At 72.0% G+C, this 19,759-nt stretch carries 17 protein-coding genes, 2 tRNA genes and 1 riboswitch; of the genes, 13 read left to right on the forward strand and 6 right to left on the reverse strand.

Annotated features, from left to right (window positions below):
- Window positions 1-78: 78 nt before the first annotated feature.
- A complete protein-coding gene (locus tag ASD48_RS38225; protein ID WP_107104499.1) occupies window positions 79-1,677 on the reverse strand; it encodes a metallophosphoesterase in 1,599 nt (532 codons plus the stop codon).
- Window positions 1,678-1,761: 84 nt separating this feature from the next.
- On the opposite strand from ASD48_RS38225, the gene ASD48_RS38230 reads away from it, so the two are divergent.
- The 5 genes from ASD48_RS38230 to ASD48_RS38250 all read left to right on the forward strand — a co-directional run bounded on the left by ASD48_RS38230 (window position 1,762) and on the right by ASD48_RS38250 (window position 7,700).
- Entirely contained in the window at window positions 1,762-2,112 is a 351-nt protein-coding gene (locus ASD48_RS38230; protein WP_057606449.1) for a metallopeptidase family protein, read from the forward strand.
- Between the two features lie 96 nt (window positions 2,113-2,208).
- Window positions 2,209-2,748, forward strand: coding sequence for a hypothetical protein (locus ASD48_RS38235; protein ID WP_057606450.1), 540 nt, complete (start codon window positions 2,209-2,211; stop codon window positions 2,746-2,748).
- Between the two features lie 710 nt (window positions 2,749-3,458).
- Window positions 3,459-5,726: a DEAD/DEAH box helicase gene (locus ASD48_RS38240; protein WP_057606451.1), complete on the forward strand. Its 2,268-nt coding sequence runs from the start codon at window positions 3,459-3,461 to the stop codon at window positions 5,724-5,726.
- 247 nt (window positions 5,727-5,973) lie between these two features.
- Window positions 5,974-7,527, forward strand: coding sequence for an amino acid permease (locus ASD48_RS38245; RefSeq protein WP_057606452.1), 1,554 nt, complete (start codon window positions 5,974-5,976; stop codon window positions 7,525-7,527).
- Between the two features lie 100 nt (window positions 7,528-7,627).
- Window positions 7,628-7,700, forward strand: a tRNA-Lys gene (locus tag ASD48_RS38250).
- 148 nt (window positions 7,701-7,848) lie between these two features.
- Here the strand turns inward: ASD48_RS38250 and ASD48_RS38255 are convergent.
- Together ASD48_RS38255 and ASD48_RS38260 are read right to left on the reverse strand one after the other, a co-directional pair.
- On the reverse strand, window positions 7,849-8,208 hold the full coding sequence (locus ASD48_RS38255) for a hypothetical protein (protein ID WP_057606453.1): 360 nt from the start codon (window positions 8,206-8,208) through the stop codon (window positions 7,849-7,851).
- A gap of 113 nt (window positions 8,209-8,321) precedes the next feature.
- Window positions 8,322-9,059 carry a hemolysin III family protein gene (locus tag ASD48_RS38260; protein WP_057606454.1) on the reverse strand — a complete coding sequence of 246 codons (738 nt, stop codon included), beginning with the start codon at window positions 9,057-9,059 and terminating at the stop codon, window positions 8,322-8,324.
- 255 nt (window positions 9,060-9,314) lie between these two features.
- Here ASD48_RS38260 and ASD48_RS38265 point away from each other — a divergent pair, with 255 nt between their 5' ends.
- The 4 genes from ASD48_RS38265 (at window position 9,315) to ASD48_RS38280 (ending at window position 12,576) form a co-directional block, all read left to right on the forward strand.
- A complete protein-coding gene (locus ASD48_RS38265) occupies window positions 9,315-10,472 on the forward strand; it encodes a N(5)-(carboxyethyl)ornithine synthase (RefSeq protein ID WP_057606455.1) in 1,158 nt (385 codons plus the stop codon).
- A gap of 91 nt (window positions 10,473-10,563) precedes the next feature.
- On the forward strand, window positions 10,564-11,385 hold the full coding sequence (locus ASD48_RS38270; RefSeq protein WP_057606456.1) for a DeoR/GlpR family DNA-binding transcription regulator: 822 nt from the start codon (window positions 10,564-10,566) through the stop codon (window positions 11,383-11,385).
- Window positions 11,386-11,416: 31 nt separating this feature from the next.
- Entirely contained in the window at window positions 11,417-11,794 is a 378-nt protein-coding gene (locus tag ASD48_RS38275; protein ID WP_057606535.1) for a hypothetical protein, read from the forward strand.
- Window positions 11,791-12,576 (forward strand): NUDIX domain-containing protein, encoded by a 786-nt coding sequence (locus tag ASD48_RS38280; RefSeq protein WP_079074228.1) that lies wholly within the window; start codon window positions 11,791-11,793, stop codon window positions 12,574-12,576. Before ASD48_RS38275 ends, ASD48_RS38280 begins: the two co-directional genes overlap by 4 nt.
- Here the strand turns inward: ASD48_RS38280 and ribA are convergent.
- Complete coding sequence (gene ribA, locus ASD48_RS38285) at window positions 12,554-13,195, reverse strand: GTP cyclohydrolase II (protein ID WP_057606457.1); 642 nt, start codon at window positions 13,193-13,195, stop codon at window positions 12,554-12,556. The genes ASD48_RS38280 and ribA overlap by 23 nt on opposite strands.
- Before the next feature lie 217 nt (window positions 13,196-13,412).
- On the reverse strand, window positions 13,413-13,937 hold the full coding sequence (locus ASD48_RS38290) for a MarR family transcriptional regulator (RefSeq protein ID WP_057606458.1): 525 nt from the start codon (window positions 13,935-13,937) through the stop codon (window positions 13,413-13,415).
- Window positions 13,938-14,005: 68 nt separating this feature from the next.
- On the opposite strand from ASD48_RS38290, the gene ASD48_RS38295 reads away from it, so the two are divergent.
- The 4 genes from ASD48_RS38295 to ASD48_RS38310 all read left to right on the forward strand — a co-directional run bounded on the left by ASD48_RS38295 (window position 14,006) and on the right by ASD48_RS38310 (window position 18,146).
- A complete protein-coding gene (locus tag ASD48_RS38295; RefSeq protein WP_057606459.1) occupies window positions 14,006-15,133 on the forward strand; it encodes a dihydrofolate reductase family protein in 1,128 nt (375 codons plus the stop codon).
- Window positions 15,134-15,204: 71 nt separating this feature from the next.
- A tRNA-Met gene (locus tag ASD48_RS38300) sits at window positions 15,205-15,278 on the forward strand.
- 393 nt (window positions 15,279-15,671) lie between these two features.
- Window positions 15,672-15,840: riboswitch (cyclic di-AMP (ydaO/yuaA leader) on the forward strand.
- 7 nt (window positions 15,841-15,847) lie between these two features.
- Window positions 15,848-16,870, forward strand: a complete 1,023-nt coding sequence (locus ASD48_RS38305; protein WP_057606460.1) for a M23 family metallopeptidase — start codon at window positions 15,848-15,850, stop codon at window positions 16,868-16,870.
- 331 nt (window positions 16,871-17,201) lie between these two features.
- Window positions 17,202-18,146: an aldo/keto reductase gene (locus ASD48_RS38310; RefSeq protein WP_057606461.1), complete on the forward strand. Its 945-nt coding sequence runs from the start codon at window positions 17,202-17,204 to the stop codon at window positions 18,144-18,146.
- Between the two features lie 57 nt (window positions 18,147-18,203).
- Here ASD48_RS38310 and ASD48_RS38315 read toward each other — a convergent pair whose 3' ends face one another.
- On the reverse strand, window positions 18,204-19,727 hold the full coding sequence (locus ASD48_RS38315) for a PrsW family intramembrane metalloprotease (protein WP_107104504.1): 1,524 nt from the start codon (window positions 19,725-19,727) through the stop codon (window positions 18,204-18,206).
- Between the last annotated feature and the right edge of the window lie 32 nt (window positions 19,728-19,759).

Consider the following 19,759-nt stretch of genomic DNA (forward strand, 5'->3'; position numbering starts at 1 on the left):
TCGGCCCGCCTGGGCGCTTCTCAGCGCGTCGGGGACGTCATGAGCATATGGGATGGCGGGGGGTATCGCCAAAACGGTTTACGGGGCCGTCCTGGAGGGGGTTCCGGAGGCGCTCGCGGACGGGCTGAGCGGCGGGCTGGGGGACGGGGTCGGCGAGGGGGTCGGGGAGGGACTCGGGGACGGTACGGCCCCGGGCAGGTTCTCCTTCGGGAGGTGGCGGCTGACCTCGGCCGTCGTCAGACCCAGGCCGCCGAGTTTGATCTCGTCCCAGGCCTGCAGGCGGCGGGTGTCGCGGTCGAAGTAGAGGATCGACGCCTCGATGGGGTCGGGGTACTTGCCCTCGACGGCACGCAGGCCGCTGCCGCCGGTCGAGCCCTCGACGCGCAGCCGCGTGCCCTTCCTCATGACCTCCATGTCCTCGTGGTGGAGGTGCCCGGCCAGGACGAGGGGCACCTCGCCGTCCGTGCCCCGGGCGGCGGAGGGCTCGTGGGCGACGGCCACGTCCGCCGGGGTGCCGGCGTCCCGCTGGGCGCGCAGGGCCCGGGCCAGCCGGGCGCCCGCCTCCTCCTGGGACTCCTCGGCGCCCGGCGCGGAGGAGCGGTCGGGGGTGAACTGGGGGTCGCCGATGCCGGCGAAGCGCAGCCCGGCGAGGGTGACCGCGCGGCCGTCGTCGAGGACGTGCACGTTCTTCATGCCCTCCAGGTAGCGCTGGGTGACGAGCGAGTCGTGGTTGCCCCTGACCCAGACGTAGGGCGCGCCGATCGTGGCGATGGGGTCCAGGAAGCCGTTCTCCGCGGCCGAGCCGTGGTCCATCGTGTCGCCGGAGTCGACGATCACATCGACCTTGTACTGCTCCACGAGCGAGGCGATGATCTTCCAGCTCGCGGGGTTCAGATGGATGTCGGACACGTGCAGGACGCGGACGGTGGTCGGGTCCGGCTGGAACGAGGGGAGCGTCGAGGTGACGTCGTAGAGCTTGGTCACGTTGGTGACCAGGCGGGCGAGTTCCTGCTGGTAGACGTCGAACTCGGTGACGATGCTGCGGGCGTTGCCGACGAGCGAGGGCGCGGAGGACAGCAGGCCCGAGAACCGCGGCTCCAGCACCGACTTGGGGTTCCAGGTGGCGTACGCGGTCGCGCCCGAGGCGGCCAGCAGGGTGAGGGCGAGGCCGCCGGCGGCCAGCGCGCGGCGGGGGCGGCGGTAGACGGCGAGGCCGAGCGCGGTGGCGCCGGAGACCACGGCGACGCAGGAGCGGAGCGCGAGGTCGAGGGTGCCGTGCTCGATGTCACGGGCGACCTCGTCCTGGAGGCCGGAGAGGCGTTCGGGGTGGTCCACCAGGGCCTGCGAGCGCTCGGGGTCGAGCTGGTCCACGTTCACGTCGAGGCGGACCGGCGCGATGTGGCTGTCCAGGCTGAGCGCGCCCAGCGGGGAAATGTTGATCTTCGTGCCGCCCGTGACGGACGGGCGCAGGGTCATCGTCGTGTCCATGGGGCCGACGGACACGCGGACGTCCCCGACGATCAGCAGGCCGAGCCAGGCGCCGACGAGGACGACGGCGGTCAGGCCCAGGGCGCGGATCCAGGGGTTGGGGCGGGCGGCGAGTTCGGGGACCGGGTTCCCGCTCCTGGCGGGCTTGCGGCGCTTCAGGACTGCGGTGGGGAGGCGGGCTCGGACCATTGGTGCCCTATGCCCCGGTCCGGGCATCGGTATGCGGACGGTTCACGACCTCCCCCCGACCGCGCCGTACCGGACAATGGGCCTGTGCTGGAGATGACGCGCGAGGAGTTCGAGGAACTGGTCGCCGAGGCGCTGGACCGGATTCCGCCGGAGTTGACGCGACTGATGGACAACGTCGCGGTGTTCGTCGAGGACGAACCGGCGGCGGACGATCCCGAGCTGCTCGGGCTGTACGAGGGGACGCCGCTGACGGACCGCGGGGAGTGGTACGCCGGTGTGCTGCCGGACCGGATCACGATCTACCGGGGGCCGACACTGCGGATGTGCGGGACGCGGGAGGAGGTCGTCGAGGAGACGGAGGTCACGGTGGTCCACGAGATCGCCCACCACTTCGGCATCGACGACGCGCGGCTGCACGCCCTCGGCTACGGCTGAGCCGTCCGGCAGAGGGGCGGGCGTCGGCGCGTGTCTTCTTGCGTGCGCCGGGAGTTGGGCACGTCGACTCCTTGTGTCTGCCCCGGAGGTGGCCTCGTGCGCCCCTTGTACGTACCCGTTCGTCTGGCCGCGACGGTCATGGCCGTCGCCGCGGCCGCCGGCTGCATGAGCGTGGGGCACGAGGAGGGCGGCCGGGCCAAGCCGTCGCACTCGGCGGGGCAGCGGGGCGGTGAGGCTCCGGGCGGGGTGTCGGCGGGCTCCGGCGGCGGCTTCGGGGTGGGTGCGGCGGGCGGTGACGGCAAGCACGGACACGGCAAGGGCGGCAAAGGCGGAGCGAGCGCCTCGGCGTCGTCCCCCGCCGCGCCGTCGGCCGGGGCGAGCGTGCCGGCCTCGGCGGGGGCGGTGCGCCCGGGGACGAGCGAGCAGCCGGGGGTGCCGACGCCCAGTGGGGCGCAGCCGCCCGCGCCCACGCGTTCGCCGGACCCGGAGCCGCCCGCGCCCACGCCGGAGCCGCCGTCGCCCACCCCGGAGCCGACGGTCGCCGAGCCCTCGTCCTCGGCGCACGAGGGCGACGGGGGCGCGGCGGCGCAGCTGGCGGACCGGGAGCCGGCGCCGGAGGCGGGATCGCCCGCCTAGACCGCATGCTCCACCCCGGTCGGCCGGTCGGCCGGTCGGTCGGCCGTCGGCCGCGGTCGATCGTCCGTCACGGGCGGTCGTCCGTTGCGGTGGGTCGTCTGTCACGGGCGGTCGTCCGTCCGGCCCGTGCTCCTCGGCCGTCCCTGGTTGTCGTCCGTCCCGCATCCGGCGGCGCGGGGTGGCCCGCCCAGGCCGGATCTCCGTCCCGGTCCGTGGTCCGTCGCGGTTGGTCGTCCGTCCAGGACCGTCGTCCGTCCCGCGGGCTCGCCCGCCCAGGCCGTCGGATGCTCCGTCGCGGACCGTCGTGCGTCTCACACCGTCGTGCGTCTCACACCGTCGTGTATCCCGGGCCGTCGTGCGTCTCGGACGGTTGTTCGTCTGGGGCTGTCGTGTGCGGGGGCGGGTGCTCTGGCTCGGGCGGCCTGTCCGTCTCGGGGAGGTCTGTCGCGCGGGGCCTGCGCGCAGGCCCTCCTCTCGGGCCCGGGGAGGCCGCTGAGCTGCGGTGATGGGGTTCAGTTTGCCTTCGGTGGCCAGGGTGCTTATAGTGGTAGATCGTTTGATCCCATTTGCCCGGCGCCACCGCAGAGCGCGCCGTGTGGCGCGTACTCTCCCTTGCCGTGGCTGACCGCATAGAGGCGGTCGTAGTGCAATGCGAACACGGAGTTGACGGGCGCGTGCCGACTTGAGACTCCGGAAGGTTTCGCATTCGCATGTCCATTTCCAGTACTGATCACTCCGTCGTGCCCGAGAACAACGACGAGCCGATCAACCTCGAGGCGATCGAGGTCGCGGAGACCGTCGGGGCCGCAGAGGCCATCGCCGAGGCCGTAGAGGCCATCGTCGAGACGCCCGAGGCCCCGAAGACCCCCGAACTCACCTTCGCCGACCTCGGGCTCCCCGAGGGCGTTGTGCGCAAGCTCGCGCAGAACGGCGTGACCAGCCCCTTCCCGATCCAGGCCGCGACCATCCCGGACGCCCTGGCCGGCAAGGACATCCTCGGCCGCGGCCGCACCGGCTCCGGCAAGACCCTCTCGTTCGGTCTGCCGCTGCTGGCGTCGCTGTCCGGCGGCCACACCGACAAGAAGAAGCCCCGCGGCATCATCCTCACGCCGACGCGTGAGCTCGCGATGCAGGTCGCGGACGCGCTTCAGCCGTACGGCGACGTGCTCGGCCTGAAGATGAAGGTCGTCTGCGGCGGTACGTCGATGAGCAACCAGATGTACGCCCTGGAGCGCGGCGTCGACGTCCTCGTCGCCACCCCGGGCCGTCTGCGCGACCTCATCAACCGCGGCGCCTGCTCGCTCGAGAACGTCCAGGTCGCCGTCCTCGACGAGGCCGACCAGATGTCCGACCTGGGCTTCCTGCCCGAGGTCACCGAGCTGCTCGACCAGATCCCCGGCGGCGGCCAGCGCATGCTGTTCTCGGCCACGATGGAGAACGAGATCTCCACGCTGGTCAAGCGCTACCTGAGCAACCCCGTCACGCACGAGGTCGACAGCGCCCAGGGCAACGTCACGACCATGTCGCACCACATCCTGATCGTGAAGCCCAAGGACAAGGCGCCGGTCACCGCCGCGATCGCCTCCCGCAAGGGCCGCACCATCATCTTCGTCCGCACCCAGCTCGGCGCCGACCGTATCGCCGAGCAGCTGCGCGACTCCGGTGTGAAGGCGGACGCGCTGCACGGCGGCATGACCCAGGGCGCGCGGACCCGCACGCTGGCCGACTTCAAGGACGGCTACGTCAACGCGCTCGTCGCGACCGACGTCGCCGCCCGCGGTATCCACGTCGACGGCATCGACCTGGTGCTCAACGTGGACCCGGCCGGCGACCACAAGGACTACCTGCACCGCGCGGGCCGCACCGCGCGGGCCGGCCGCACCGGCACGGTCGTCTCCCTCTCGCTGCCGCACCAGCGCCGTCAGATCTTCCGTCTGATGGAGGACGCGGGCGTCGACGCCGGGCGTCACATCATCCAGGGCGGCGCCGCCTTCGAGCCGGAGGTCGCCGAGATCACCGGCGCCCGTTCGATGACGGAGGTCCAGGCCGAGTCCGCGGGCAACGCGGCGCAGCAGGCCGAGCGTGAGGTCTCCGAGCTCACCAAGGAGCTGGAGCGCGCGCAGCGGCGTGCGACCGAGCTGCGCGAGGAGGCCGACCGTCTGGTGGCCCGCGTGGCGCGTGAGCGCGGCGAGGACCCGGAGGCGGCCGTCGTCGCGGCCGCCGAGGCGGTCGTCGAGCAGAACACCGCGGCGGCGGCGCCGGCCGAGGCCGCGGTCGCCGAGCAGCCCGCGTACGAGCAGCCGCGTCAGCGCCGTGACGAGCGGGGCAACTACGAGCGCCGCGACGACCGTGGCGGCCGCTCCTTCGAGCGCCGCGACAACGACCGTGGCGGCTTCAACCGCGACGACCGCGGCGGCTTCAACCGTGACCGTCGGGACGGCGACCGTGGCGGGTTCCGCCGCGACGACCGCCGCGACGACCGTGGCGGCCGTTCCTTCGAGCGTCGTGACGACCGCGGTGGCTTCAACCGCGACCGCCGTGACGACCGTGGCGGCGCCGGCCGTGACGACCGTGGCGGCCGCTCCTTCGAGCGTCGTGACGAGCGTCCCGCGGGCGGTTTCAACCGTGACCGTCGCGACGACCGTCGTGACGAGCGCCCCTCCGGCGGGTTCCGCCGGGACGAGCGTCCCGCGGGCGGCTTCAACCGCGACCGTCGTGACGAGCGCCCCTCCGGCGGGTTCCGCCGCGACGACCGTCAGTCGGGCGGCTTCAACCGCGACCGTCGCGACGACCGTCCGTCCACCCACCGTGGCAGCGACCGTCCGTTCAACCGTGACCGTCGCGACGACCGCCCGGGCTTCCGCTCCGGCGGCCACGACCGCCCGTTCGGCCGTCGTGACGACCACCGCGGCACCGGCTCCGGCTCCGGCACGACCGGCCGTCGCGACGACAAGCCGCGCTGGAAGCGCAACGGCTGACGTCGGCTCAGTCAGGTGAACGCCGTGGCCCCCACCGAACACCGGTGGGGGCCACGGCGTTTTCCCGTCCCCCGGTGACCCCTTTTGCGCCGGGCTGTGGGGCGGGCGGGGCGTACCGGCTGTCCGGCACGGGACGGGCAGGTTCGCGGCCCGGGTCAAGATCGGCGCCGGGCGGCGGAACCGCAAGGGCTCTTTCTGGCCAAGTTGTGACGTGTGTCACGCCCTTGGCGAGGGAATTGCTGGGGGCATGACAGATGACGGCACAGTGGGCCGGCCGGCTCCCGGGAAACTCTCGGACGAAGAGCGGCTGGCCGAACTCGGTTACACCCAGGTCCTCGCCCGCCGCATGTCGGCGTTCTCCAACTACGCGGTCTCCTTCACGATCATCTCGGTCCTGTCGGGCTGCCTGACGCTGTATCTGTTCGGCATGAACACGGGCGGCCCGGCGGTGATCACCTGGGGCTGGGTCGCCGTGGGGCTGATGACCCTGTTCGTCGGCCTGTCCATGGCCGAGATCTGTTCGGCGTACCCGACGTCGGCGGGCCTGTACTTCTGGGCCCACCGGCTGGCGCCCCCGCGATCGGCGGCGGCCTGGGCCTGGTTCACGGGCTGGTTCAACGTGCTGGGCCAGGTGGCGGTGACGGCGGGCATCGACTTCGGCGCCGCCTCCTTCCTCGGCGCCTATCTGAACCTCCAGTTCGACTTCGAGGTGACACCCGGCCGGACGGTCCTGCTGTTCGCCGGGATCCTGGTCCTGCACGGACTCCTGAACACCTTCGGGGTGCGGATCGTCGCCCTCCTCAACAGCGTGAGCGTGTGGTGGCACGTGCTGGGGGTGGGCGTCATCGTCGGAGCGCTGGCCTTCGTCCCCGACCAGCACCGGTCGACGTCCTTCGTGTTCGGCGAGTTCGTCAACAACACCGGCTGGGGCAGCGGGGTGTACGTCGTCCTGCTCGGCCTGCTGATGGCCCAGTACACCTTCACCGGGTACGACGCCTCCGCCCACATGACCGAGGAGACGCACGACGCGTCGACGGCCGGCCCCAAGGGGATCGTGCGGTCCATCTGGACCTCGTGGATCGCGGGCTTCGTGCTGCTGCTCGGCTTCACGTACGCGATCCAGTCCTACGACGCGGCGCTCGCCTCCCCGACCGGCGCGCCGCCCGCCCAGATCCTGCTCGACGCGCTCGGCGCGACCGCCGGCAAGCTGCTGCTGCTCGTCGTGATCGGCGCCCAGCTGTTCTGCGGAATGGCGTCGGTGACCGCCAACAGCCGCATGATCTACGCCTTCTCGAGGGACGGGGCGCTGCCGTATTCGCACATCTGGCACACGGTCAGCCCGCGCACCCGCACGCCCGTCGCCGCGGTCTGGCTGGCGGCCGGCGGCGCGTTGGTGCTGGGCCTGCCGTACCTGATCAACGTGACCGCGTACGCGGCCGTCACCTCGATCGCCGTCATCGGCCTCTACATCGCGTACGTCATCCCGACCCTGTTGCGCCTGCGCAAGGGCGAGGCCTTCGCGCGGGGGCCGTGGCACCTGGGCCGTTGGTCGAAGGCGATCGGCGTGGTGTCGGTGGCCTGGGTGGCCGTCATCACCGTGCTGTTCATGCTGCCCCAGGTCTCCCCGGTCACCTGGGAGACCTTCAACTACGCCCCGGTGGCCGTCCTCGTGGTGCTGGGCTTCGCGGGGGTGTGGTGGCAGGTCTCCGCCCGCCACTGGTTCCTCGACCCCGAGCACGAACGGACCATCGCCCGCGAGGCGTCACGGGCGGCGGCGCCCGCCGAACTGCCCGAGCAGTGACCGATCCCGACCGCTTCGCGTCGCCCGGCGCGCCCGTGTCTCCGATACCCGATCGGAGACACGGCCACGTCCGGCTATGCTCGGGGAGGCAACATCGCCTGGGCCCTTAGCTCAATTGGCAGAGCAGTGGACTTTTAATCCATTGGTTGTGGGTTCGAGTCCCACAGGGCCTACGGCGGCGCGGCGGGGGACACCCCCTTCCGGCCTGTGGTGCGGCGCCCGGGTCGACTTCGGTCGGCCCGGGCGCCGCTTCCGTTTGCGGGCCGGTGCGCGGGCGTGGGTGCCCTGCCGTCCACCGGCCCGGCCGCGGGTCGTCGGCGGTCAGTGGTCGGAGTAGCTGAAGTCCCCGATCGTCCAGGCGCTGACGTCCTCGATCGCCACGCGGTACATCCCGCCCGTCTCGGGGATCCCCACCGTGCCCTGGAGGATCCGGGCGACATGGAAGTGCAGATGCGTGGGCGGCCCGTCCTTCTTGGCCGGGGTGTCGAAGACGGCGGAGAACCCGCCCAGGTGGGCGGAGTCCGTCAGCACCTCCGACACCCTCTGCCGCCAGGTGGCTTCGGGAGCCAGTCGACCGGTGATGACGGCACCACCGGTGACCACGGTCAGGGGCATCTGATTGCTCTGCTCGGACTCCACAAGGGCGGCGATGTCAACGATCAGCTCGTCAGGCTTCGGCATGGGATCGGATTCTATGCACCGAGCCGTCCGAGACGGGCCCGCGGGGAACACCGGTGCCGCGGTCGGCGCAGTGCCGGGGCGGGCGGGCGGCCCGCACGGCGATGCGCCGGAGGTCAGTAGGCGGCGAGGGAAATGGCGGTGTAGTGCGCGGCGAAGGCGGCCACGGTCAGGCTGTGGAACACCTCGTGGTAGCCGAACCAGCGGGGCGAGGGATCGGGGCGGCGGACGGCGTAGACCACCGCGCCCGCGCTGTAGAGGAGACCGCCGGTCACCACCAGGGTGAGTACGGCCGCTCCGCCGGCGTGCAGGAAGTCGGGCAGGTAGCTCACCGGTGCCCAGCCCAGGGCCAGGTAGCAGGGCGTGTACAGCCAGCGGGGAGCCGAGACCCACAGGACCCGGAAGGCGATGCCGGCCAGCGCGCCCGCCCAGACGATCCACAGCAGCAGGGCCCGCTGGTCCGAGGGCACGAGGAGCACCGCCAGCGGCGTGCAGGTGCCGGCGATGATCAGGAAGATGTTGGCGTGGTCGAGGCGACGCAGGACGGCCTCGCCCAGTGGCCCCCAGGTGCCCAGGTGGTAGACGGCGCTCGTCCCGAACAGCAGCCAGGCGGTGACGGCGTACACGGCGCAGGCCAGGGTCGCCGCAGGGGTCCCGGCCAGGCAGATCAGGACGATGCCGGCGCTCAGTGAGGCGGGGACCATCGCGGCGTGGAGCCAGCCCCGCAGCTTCGGCTTGATCGGCTCGACCAGGTCGGCCGCCCGCTCCACCAGGTCGGTGACGGGGTGCGGGTCGTCCCCGGCACCGCCGTCGCCGTCGGCGTCGGAGTCGGCCTCGGAGTCGGCGCGGGACATGTCTTTCCGGCCTGTCCCGGACCGCTGGGCGTCATCGGCAATCATTCGATCATGCTAGAAGCCCGCGGGGGCCCGGATGTCCCCTGGACCTGCGGATCCTTCGGGCTCAAACGAGCGGCGGGCGCTCCGTCGCCGGGCCGGGAGTACGGTGGCGGTACCGAGCGCACCTCGCATGCCGTCATCCGTTTCGGCGTCGCCCTCGGGGAACGGCAATGCCGGTGCACATCGTGTCCGGTCGGAAATGAGCCGCCCCACATGAGCCTCTTGAGTCTCGGAGTACTCGCCTCCTCCCGCAAGGAGAACGAGTTCCGCCTACCGCTGCATCCCCGCCACCTCGACCGGATCGCCCCGGACGTACGCGAGCGGATCTTCCTCGAACACGGCTACGGCGAACGGTTCGGCATCGCCGACGACGCGCTGCGACCACTCGTGGCGGGCCTGCGCTCCCGCGAGCAGCTCATCGCCGAGTGCGACATCGCGCTGCTGCCCAAGCCGATGCACGAAGACATCGCCGAGCTGCGCGAGGGCCAGGTGCTGTGGGGATGGCCGCACTGTGTGCAGGACGAGAAGATGACCCAGATCGGCATCGACCGCCGGCTGACCCTGATCGCCTGGGAGGCCATGAACCACTGGACCTCCACGGGCGCCTTCAGCGTCCATGTCTTCCACAAGAACAACGAGCTCGCCGGCTACTGCTCGGTGCTGCACGCCCTCCAGCTCGGCGGGCTGACCGGCCACTACGGTCGCCGCCTGCGCGCGGTGGTCATCAGCTTCGGCGCCACGGCGCGCGGCGCGGTCACCGGCCTGGGCGCCATGGGGGTCACGGACGTCACGGTGCTCACCCAGCGTGCCGCCGCGGCGGTGGCCTCGCCGATGCCCTCCGTCGTGATGGCCCACTTCGAGGAGCGGGAGGACGATCCGTCACGACTGCAGGCGGTCACCGCGGCCGGTTCCATGCCGCTGGCGGAGTACCTGGCCGGGTTCGACATCATCGTCAACTGCGTCCTCCAGGACACCGACGCGCCGCTCATGTTCGTCACCGAAGAGGAACTCGCCCTGTTCCGGCCGGGCACCTTCTTCGTCGACGTCGCCTGCGACGAGGGCATGGGGTTCGAGTGGGCCCGTCCGACCACCTTCGGCGAGCCCATGCCCGCGGTGGGCCCGGGCTGTCACTACTACGCGGTGGATCACAGCCCGTCCCACCTGTGGAACTCCGCCACCTGGGAGATCAGCGAGGCGCTCCTGCCCTATCTGCGCAAGGTCATGAGCGGCCCCGCGGCCTGGGACGCCGACCCCACGGTCAGGAAGGCCGTCGAGATCCGCGACGGGGTCGTCCAGAATCCGAAGATCCTCTCCTTCCAGCACCGGTCGGCCGCCTATCCGCACGCTCCCGAGGTCCCGGCGACCCCGTAGGGCCCACACAGCGCACACGGAGCACACGACCCACGGACGTGCGCGAACATGCCGATGTTCATTCGAACATCGGCATGGTAGAAATGGCGTCATGGATGTCGCAGACCGTCTCGACCTGACCCTTCGCCTCGTTCAGGGGCACGGCCAGGACCAAGGGCAGGGGCACGCGCAGGGCCAGGCGCGGGTCTCCGTCGCCGAGCTCGCCCAGCGGCTCGGGGTCTCGGAGATGACCGTGCGCCGGGACCTGGACGTGCTGGAGCGGCAGGGGCTGGTGCGGCGGGTGCACGGCGGGGCCGTCGCCGGGCGGCCGCGCGAGGAGGGCGGCGGCTTCGAGGCCCGGCAGGCGTGGCAGGCGGCGACGAAGGACCGGCTCGGCGCGGCCGTCGCCTCACTCGTCGAGCCGGGGTCACGGGTACTGCTGGACGCCGGGACCACGACCGTGCACGTGGCGGAACACCTCGCCGCGCGGGGCCCGTTGACCGTGGCCGTGCTCAGTCTCCAGGCGGCGGTGCGGCTGGCCGACCGGCCCGGCATCGAGCTGCTCGTCGTCGGTGGCCGGTCCCGGCCGGGTGAGCGGTCCCTCGTGGGGCCGCTGGCCCTGCGCACCCTCGAGGCCCTGGCCTTCGACGTGTTCGTGATGTCGATCGGCGGGGTGCACGCCGTGCACGGCTGGTCGGAGTTCTCGCTCGAGGACGCGGCCGTCAAGCAGGTGGGGCTCGGCCAGGCCGCCCGTACGGTCGCCGTCGCCGACGCGACCAAGCTGGGTGTGCGCGCGTTCAGCCAGGTCGCCCCGCTCGACGCCGTGCAGTCCTTCGTCACCGACGCCGCCGCGGCGGATCCCGCCACCCATCCCGGCGGCCCGCAGACCCTGGACGCCCTGCGTGAGGCCGGCGTCGAGACCAGGCTCGCCTGAACCCGCTGGAGGAGACCCCGTGAAACCGCTGATGATCCTGGTCGCCGGCCCGTACCGCGCGGGCACCGGCGACGACCCCGCGAAGCTCGCGGCTCATGTGAGGGCCATGAACGAGGTCGCCCTCGTCCTGTTCCGGGCCGGGCATCTGCCCGTCACCGGCGAGGCGCTCGCGCTGCCCCTGCTGGAGGCGGCGGGTGGCGCCGCGCCCGGTGACCCGCTCTTCGACGAGCTCTTCCATCCCGTCGCCGAACGCCTGCTGGAGCGCTGCGACGCGGTGCTGCGCATCGGCGGCCCGTCGCAGGGCGCGGACCGGATGACCGAGCAGGCCCGCGCCCAGGGCAAGCCGGTCTACACCGACCTCGGCGCCGTCCCCGACGCCGCCGCCACCCTCCTCGAAGGCCGCCGATGACCGAGCACGTCGCCCCCTCACCCGCCCCCGCGTCCGGCTCCCACGACGCCCCGGCCCGCCATGTCCCGTCCCACGACGCCCCGTCCCGCCTCGCCCCCGGCACCCCCGGCATCGACGTCCCCGACCCCCGCGGCCGCACCGGACTCGACCGCCACGGACGCGACCTCACCGGCAACGACCGGGTCCGCGTGCTCGACGTCGAGGTCCTCGCCTGCGACTGGTCCGTCCTGCGCCGCACCACCTTCGACTACCGGCACAGCGACGGCCACTGGAGCCGTGAACTGCGCGAGACCTACGACCGGGGCGACGGCGCCACGATCCTGCTCTACGACCCCGACCGCCGTACCGTCCTGCTCACCCGGCAGTTCAGGCTGCCCGCGTACGTCAACGGGCATCCGGACGGCATGCTGCTGGAGGCCGCCGCCGGACTCCTGGACGGCGACGACCCGCGCGAGGCGATCCGCCGAGAGGCGGCCGAGGAGACCGGCCGGGCGGTGCACGACGTCGAGCACGTCTTCGACGCGTTCATGAGCCCCGGTTCGGTCACCGAGCGCCTCAGCTTCTTCGCCGCGCCCTACGACGCCTCCGCCCCCGGGGCCGACACGGCGGGCGTGGCCGCCGAGGGCGAGGACATCGCCGTCGTCGAACTCCCCTTCACCGAGGCCCTCGACCTCGTCCGCACCGGCGCGATCGCCGACGCGAAGACCATCATGCTGCTCCAGTGGGCCGCGCTGGACGGCCCGTTCGGGCCGTCGGCGGTCAGCCCACGCTCAGCCCGGTGAGGTCCGCCAGCGGCAGCGTGTGCTGCGTCTGCAGGACCTTCGCGCGCAGGTAGCGGACGTTGTGCGGGGTCGTGAAGACGCCGGTCGGGACACGGCCCTGGACGTCGATGCCCAGATCGCGCAACTGGCCCGCCTTGTCGGGGTTGTTGGACAGCAGGTCCAGGCTCGTGATGCCCAGGGCGCGCAGCATCTGGGCGGCGGCCGTGTAGTCCCGGTCGTCCTCGGGCAGGCCGAGCGCGGCGTTCGCCTCGTAGGTGTCGAGGCCCTGGTCCTGGAGGGCGTACGCGTCGAGCTTGTTGTAGAGGCCGATGCCGCGGCCCTCCTGACGGAGGTAGAGCAGGACACCGCCGGTCCCGGCTATGCGCTCGACCGCCTCGCGCAGCTGCGGACCGCAGTCGCAGCGGGCCGAGCCGAAGACATCACCGGTCAGGCACTCGGAGTGCAGCCGGACCAGGGGGGTGGCGCCGGGCACCGGCTCGCCGAGGACGACGGCGACGTGCTCCTGGCCGTCGACGAGGCCGTGGAAGGTGACCAGTTCGGCGTCGACGGAGTAGCCGTCGGGGAAGCGCAGCGGTACCCGGACGCGGGCGCGCGGGGTGGCGGCGGGGGTGTCGGGCATGCGGTCTCCCGGGTCCGGAGGACGGTGACAAGGCGGCGTCGGGCCGCCTTGTGCTTCAGATTTGAAGCAGATCCAACGAGTCGAGACCCTATCCCATGCTTTAAATTTGAAGCAACTGGTTTGTGGCGCCCCTCACGGGGCCCCGGTCGCAGGAGACCCGGTCACGAGGTGCCGGTCACGGGGGTACCGGTCGCGGGCTCCGGTCACGAGGTGCCGGTCACGGGGTTCCGGAGCAGGGTGACGAGCGGCGGCGCCACGGGAGGTCCTCCGGTGCCGTCTCGCCGCCGTCGCTCTCCTGGAACCCGCGTGCCACCTGCGTGAAGATGTCCTCCAGCTGTCCCACCTGCTCGGGGGTGAGCCGGTCGAAGAGCGCCGTGCGGACCGTCTCGACATGACCGGGCGCCACGTTCTCCAGCACCGTCGTGCCCTCGTCCGTCAGGACGGCGATGCTGCCGCGTTTGTCCTGGGGGCAGTCCTCGCGCCGGACCAGCCCGTCCTTCTCCAGCCGGGAGACCGCGTACGTCAGCCGACTGCGGGTGATCTTCAGCCGCTCCGCGAGGTCGGTCATCCGCAGCCGCCGCTCCGGGATGTCGGAGAGGTTGGCGAGGATGGAGTAGTACAGGTGGGGCATGCCGGCCTCCTGCTGGAGCTGCCGGTCGATCGCGTCCTCGAGGAGGAGGTAGCCGGCAACATACGCGCGCCAGGCGCGCTGCTCCTCGGGGGTGAGCCAGCGAGTCGTCATGCCCCCAGTGTAAGTTTGTTTCAAACTTGAACCAAGCCCTGCCCGTCATCCCAGGGAGAGCCGCGCCGATGCCGTACCCGTACGTCCTGCTGTCCGCCGCCGTCTCCCTCGACGGCTATCTGGACGACACCACGCCCGAGCGCCTGCTCCTCTCCAGCCGCGCCGACTTCGACCGCGTCGACGAGGTACGGGCCTCCGTCGACGCCATCCTCATCGGCGCCGGCACGATCCGCGCCGACAACCCCCGGCTCCTCGTGAACTCCCCCGAGCGCCGCGCCGCCCGCGTGGCCGCCGGACTGCCGCCGTACCCCCTCAAGGTCACCGTCAGCGGCTCCGGCGACCTCGACCCGGCGGCGAACTTCTGGCACACGGGCGGCGAGAAGATCGTCTACACGACGGAGAAGGGCGCCGAGCGGGTCCACGCGCTCGGCATCGCCGCGGACGCCGTCCCGCTCGGCACCGAACTGGACTGGCGCCGCCTCCTCGAACACCTCCATGACGTGCGCGGCGTACGGCGCCTCATGGTCGAGGGCGGCGGAACGATCCACACCCAGCTGCTGCGGCAGGGCCTCGCCGACGAACTCCAGCTCGTCCTCGCCCCGCTCTTCGTGGGCGACCCGGCCGCGCCCCGCCTGTTCGGGCCGGGCGGCTACCAGGGCGGACGCCTGCGCCTGGTGGAGACCCGGCGCATCGAGGACGTCGTCCTGAACCGTTACGAGCCCACCGCCCCCGGCGCCGGACCGCTGCCCGCCGCGGCCGACCGGCACTGGCTGGCCCTCGCCTGCGCACTCGCCGCCGACTGCCCGCCGTCGGAGACCGCCTTCAGCGTCGGCGCGGTGATCGTGGCGGCCGACGGCACGGAGCTGGCACGCGGTCACTCCCGCGAGGCCGGCGACCCGGTCGTGCATGCCGAGGAGGCCGCCCTCGCGAAGCTCGACCCCGCCGACCCCCGGCTGGCCGGCGCCACCGTCTACAGCAGTCTCGAACCGTGCGCGCGCCGCTCCTCCCGCCCGGCCCCCTGCGCCCGCCTCATCCTCGACGCCGGGGTGCGCAGGGTGGTCACGGCCTGGCGCGAGCCGGACACCTTCGTCACGGAGGCGGACGGAACCGGCCTGCTGACGGCCCGGGGCGTCGACGTCCTCGTGTTCCCGGAGTACGAGGAGCGGGCGAAGGAGCCGAACCGCCACCTCCTCTGAGGTCACCGGGGCCCCGCGAATCAACCGATGTGCTTTCTGCCCCGCCGATGGCGTACAGTTGTATTCATCGCCGCGGGGTGGAGCAGCTCGGTAGCTCGCTGGGCTCATAACCCAGAGGTCGCAGGTTCAAATCCTGTCCCCGCTACTGATTGACCGAAGGCCGGAATCCGAAAGGGTTCCGGCCTTCGGCGTTTCGTCGACCACTCCGACTACTTCGCCCCCTCCGACTGGTCCGACTGGTCCGGCAGCTCTGACAGCTCCGACGACTCCGACGGCTCTGACCCCTTCCTCACTCTTGGTGACCGGTCGACCGCCCTGCGCATAACAACTGGGTCACCATCAAAACCCGTGTGACTGACGAAGCGTTTCCGGGGCATGGCGAGGCGCGGCCAACTCGCCCGTTTTTCACCGCTGGTAGCCCAAAAGTCCAGGCCGGAAATGTTGTTGATCAAGAGGAACAGCTTGGAAACCCACCCCCGGGTCTATTAACGTTCGATAACGCAGCGCGGTCGTCCCAGCCGGCACCAGAGTCGGCTCCGTGCGGCATGTGCCGAATCCCGCAAGGGAACCGGGGAACCACCACCATGGGGTGAATCACGCGGAAGCCGTCGTGAACTCGCAGAGTCCACGACCGGTATACGCGCGTAGGAGACCTTCCCGCTCCGAACCCGTCAGCTAACCCGGTAGGCGACGGAAGGAAAGGAGTGCGCCCGCGTGGCGTCCAACCCGCCTGCCCCCGAGGCCCCGTACGTCCCCGGCCAGCGGTCCACCGAGACCTTCGGCTACGGCGACTACCGCACCGACGAGGGACCTTGGGAGGAGTGGAACCCCACCGCGGAGTCCACTCGCCCGGTACGCGGCAAGCACCGCGTCGCCAAGCAGCGCGGCGGCGGATTCGCCCGCAGCTCCACCGTTCTCGGCGTCGGCGTCATAGCCGCCGTCAGCGCGGGTGGGATGGCCAGCGCCAACACCGGCAAGGCCCCGGTCTCCATCTCGATGCCGGACCTGCCCAACGTGGGCTCGCTCATCACCGACGACGAGCCCGCCCCGGAAGCCGCCCCGGCCCTCGCCAGCTTCGGCTCCGAGGCCGCCGTGGACACCGAGGAGAGCGCCGCCGACGCCGGCGAGGCACTGCGCAGCCGGATCATGGCGCAGGCCGAGTCGCAGCAGTCCCAGGTCGAGGTCAAGGCCCTCGCCGCAGCGGCCAAGGCCGAGGCCGACGCCGCCGCCAAGGCCGAGAAGGAGGCGGAGGCCAAGGCCGCCGCCGCGAAGAAGAAGGCCGCCGAGGAAGCCGCCGCCAAGGCCGAGGCCGCGCGCCTCGCCGAGCTGGCCAAGCAGTACACGCTGCCGACCTCCTCGTACACCATCACCTCGACGTTCGGTCAGGCCGGTTCGCTCTGGTCCTCCGGCTACCACACGGGTCTCGACTTCGCTGCGCCGACGGGCACGCTCATCAAGGCCGTCCACAGCGGCACCATCACCGAGGCCGGCTGGGCCGGTTCCTACGGCTACCGCACCATCCTGACCCTGGACGACGGCACCGAGCTGTGGTTCTGCCACCAGTCGTCGATCAGCGTCAGCGTCGGCCAGAAGGTCGCCACCGGCGATGTGATCGGCCGGGTGGGCGCGACCGGGAACGTCACCGGGGCCCACCTCCACCTCGAGGTCCACCCCGGCGGCAGCGCCGACGGCATCGACCCGGCGGCCTGGCTGCGCGGCAAGGGCCTCAACCCCTGAGCCGTCCCTGCGGAGCCCCTGAGCCGTCCCTCCAGGAACCCTGAGTCTTTCGCTCGGCTTCCCCGAGCCGGTTCGTCCGGTCACCCTGATAGATCCTGATCCACCCCGAGCCACCCCGAGCCACCCTGATCCGAACAACAGCCCTGGCGCCCTCCGCGTCAGGGCTGCCGGTCTTGTGGCGCCATAGGTGCCGGTCTCTGCCGTCCATGGGTGCCGGTCGTAGGTGCCCGGTCGTAGGTGCCGGTCAGAGGTGTCGGACATACGTGCTGTTCACATGTTCTTCGCGTCACGCCCGGAATGGGCGGGCCGTCGGCGTCCGTTGACACGAAGCATGACTTCTCTACGCAAGCTCGGCTCCTCCGACCTCGAGGTCTTCCCGCTCTCTCTCGGCGGCAACGTCTTCGGCTGGACCGCCGACGAGACGGCCTCCTTCGCCGTACTCGACGCCTACGCGGCCGCGGGCGGCAACTTCGTCGACACCGCCGACTCCTACTCGGCGTGGATCGACGGCAACAGCGGTGGTGAGTCCGAGACCATCATCGGCAGGTGGCTGCAGACCCGGGGCAACCGCGACGACGTCGTGATCGCCACCAAGGTGAGCCAGCACCCCGAGTTCCCCGGCCTGTCCGCGGACAACATCAAGGCCGCCGCCGACGCCTCGCTGCGCCGTCTTGGCACCGACCACATCGACCTCTACTACACGCACTTCGACAAGCCCGAGGTGCCCGTCGAGGAGATCATCGGCGCGCTCGACGAACTGGTGCGGGCGGGCAAGGTGCGGCACATCGCCGCCTCCAACATCACGCCCGAGCGCCTCCAGGAGTCCCTGGAGTTCTCCGACCGTGAGGGCCTGGCCCGGTACGTCGCCCTCCAGCCCCACTACAACCTGGTCTCCCGCGACACGTACGAGGGCGGACTCCAGGACCTCGCCGCCGGCTTCGGCCTCGCCGCCGTCCCGTACTTCGCCCTGGCCGCCGGCTTCCTCACCGGCAAGTACCGGCCCGGGACGACCGTGCGGAGCGCCCGCGCGGCCGGCGCCGCCAAGCACCTCGACACGGAGCGGGGCCGCAACGTCCTCACCGCCCTGGACGAGATCGCCCGGGCCCATGACGCCCAGATCCCCACGGTCGCCCTGGCGTGGCTCGCCGCGCAGCCCACGGTGGCCGCGCCGATCGCCTCCGCGCGGACGGTCGAGCAGCTGCCGGCGCTGCTGGGGGTGGCGCGGCTGGAACTGACGGCGGAGGAGATCACCCGGCTGACCCGCGCCTCGGCCTGACGGCCTGACGACCTGACGGCCTGAGCCGGGCCCCGGCCCCGCCTGCCCCGGCCCGCGTTACTGGTGCGAGTGGGGGGCGGGGTACGGTCCCGCCGGATACCCGGCTCCGGGTCCGTGCGCGGGTCCGTGTCCGGGTCCGGGGACGTGTGTCGCGGGGTAGCCGTACCCGTACCCGTACCCGTACCCGTAGCCGATGCCGTACCCGTACGACGGCGCCGCCGGATTGCCGTACACCGGCGCCGTCGGACGGCCGAATCCGGCGCTCTGGGCCTGGCCGTGCGCCTGGCCGTGGGCGGGACCCTGGGCGTACCCGTACACCCCGGGGACCGGCCAGGGCGGCGCCGCCACCCGCACCGGCGGGGCCGTCATCCGGGCCGCGTGGTCCAGCGCGGGCCGGGCGACGTCCATCCGCCTCCACAGTTCGTTGAGCAACTCCCGCTCGCGTACGAGGAAGTCGGCACCGGCCCGCCCCAGTCGGCCGCGGTGCCGCAGGAACGCGAGTGACGTCGCGTACGCCTCGTACCGCGCGACCTCCCGCGCGGCCGGTTTGCCGAGGTGCCGGCCGGCGTACTCCCGGGCCAGCCGCCGGGCCCGCATCGAGCCGAGCGCGAACGGCTCGGCCGGGGTGAGCCAGCCGGCGGCCGCGTAGGCGGGCAGTTCCTCGCGTACGGTGCGCAGCTCGCGTTGCCGCGTCCACACCACCAGCCAGGTCAGCAGCCCGAACGCGGGCACCATGATCGCCGCGTACACCGCGAAGAACCCGAACTCGCCGAACGACGAGGAGCCGTTCCACAGGGCGTGCATGCCCATCGCGAGGAGCAGCCCGCCCAGCGGGAACAGCACGCGCCGCACGCGCCGGCGGTCCCCGGTCAGCGCGGCGACGCCGAAGCCGATGCCGGTCAGAACGGTGAACAGGGGGTGCGCGAACGGCGACATGACGACGCGGACGAAGAAGGTCGCCGCGGTGACCGAGGCGATGCCGGTGTCGCCCGTGAGCTGGTCGGTGCCGAAGGCCGTGCCGAGGTAGAGGATGTTCTCGGTGAAGGCGAAGCCGGTGGCGGTGACCCCGGCTATGACCACGCCGTCGACGATCCCGGTGAAGTCCCGCCTGCGGAAGAGGAACACCAGCAGGACGGCGGCCGCCTTGGCGGACTCCTCGACGATCGGCGCTATGACGGTCGCCCCGAGGGTGTCCGCGCCGGACGGGTCGGCGGTCGCGGTGGCTATCCATCTGGTCGCGAAACTGTTGGCGATGATGGCTATCAGCGCCGCCGCGCACGCGCCCCAGGCGAAGGCGAACACCAGGTTGCGCCAGGGTCCCGGCTCGACCCGGTCCAGCCATCGGAAGGCGGCGACCAGCAGCGGCACGGGCAGTACGGCGAGCCCGAGACCGACCAGGAATCCCTCCGTACCGGTCTGTTCGCGCACCAGCGCGAGGATGACCAGGCCGGACAGCGTGAGCAGGGTGATCAGAGCCCCGTACCGCACCCTCCTGCGCTGCCACCAGTGAGCGTGCCGGAGAACACCGTCCTCGGGTGCGCCGCCGGGATGCGGCGGACAGGGCGGAAACGGAGGACTGATGGCCACGGCATCGACCCTAACGAGGGAGGGGA

Origin of the sequence: Streptomyces sp. Root1310, from assembly GCF_001426425.1 — a bacterium.
GTDB lineage: Bacteria > Actinomycetota > Actinomycetes > Streptomycetales > Streptomycetaceae > Streptomyces.

Bases quoted from the DNA above. Each gene is read 5' to 3' on its own strand.
- ASD48_RS38225 (WP_107104499.1), bottom strand. From the start codon at position 1,677: ATGGTCCGAGCCCGCCTCCCCACCGCAGTCCTGAAGCGCCGCAAGCCC.
- ASD48_RS38240 (WP_057606451.1), top strand. From the start codon at position 3,459: ATGTCCATTTCCAGTACTGATCACTCCGTCGTGCCCGAGAACAACGAC.
- ASD48_RS38245 (WP_057606452.1), top strand. From the start codon at position 5,974: ATGACAGATGACGGCACAGTGGGCCGGCCGGCTCCCGGGAAACTCTCG.
- ASD48_RS38255 (WP_057606453.1), bottom strand. From the start codon at position 8,208: ATGCCGAAGCCTGACGAGCTGATCGTTGACATCGCCGCCCTTGTGGAG.
- ASD48_RS38260 (WP_057606454.1), bottom strand. From the start codon at position 9,059: ATGTCCCGCGCCGACTCCGAGGCCGACTCCGACGCCGACGGCGACGGC.
- ASD48_RS38265 (WP_057606455.1), top strand. From the start codon at position 9,315: ATGAGCCTCTTGAGTCTCGGAGTACTCGCCTCCTCCCGCAAGGAGAAC.
- ASD48_RS38270 (WP_057606456.1), top strand. From the start codon at position 10,564: ATGGATGTCGCAGACCGTCTCGACCTGACCCTTCGCCTCGTTCAGGGG.
- ASD48_RS38275 (WP_057606535.1), top strand. From the start codon at position 11,417: ATGATCCTGGTCGCCGGCCCGTACCGCGCGGGCACCGGCGACGACCCC.
- ASD48_RS38280 (WP_079074228.1), top strand. From the start codon at position 11,791: ATGACCGAGCACGTCGCCCCCTCACCCGCCCCCGCGTCCGGCTCCCAC.
- ribA (WP_057606457.1), bottom strand. From the start codon at position 13,195: ATGCCCGACACCCCCGCCGCCACCCCGCGCGCCCGCGTCCGGGTACCG.
- ASD48_RS38290 (WP_057606458.1), bottom strand. From the start codon at position 13,937: ATGACGACTCGCTGGCTCACCCCCGAGGAGCAGCGCGCCTGGCGCGCG.
- ASD48_RS38295 (WP_057606459.1), top strand. From the start codon at position 14,006: ATGCCGTACCCGTACGTCCTGCTGTCCGCCGCCGTCTCCCTCGACGGC.
- ASD48_RS38310 (WP_057606461.1), top strand. From the start codon at position 17,202: ATGACTTCTCTACGCAAGCTCGGCTCCTCCGACCTCGAGGTCTTCCCG.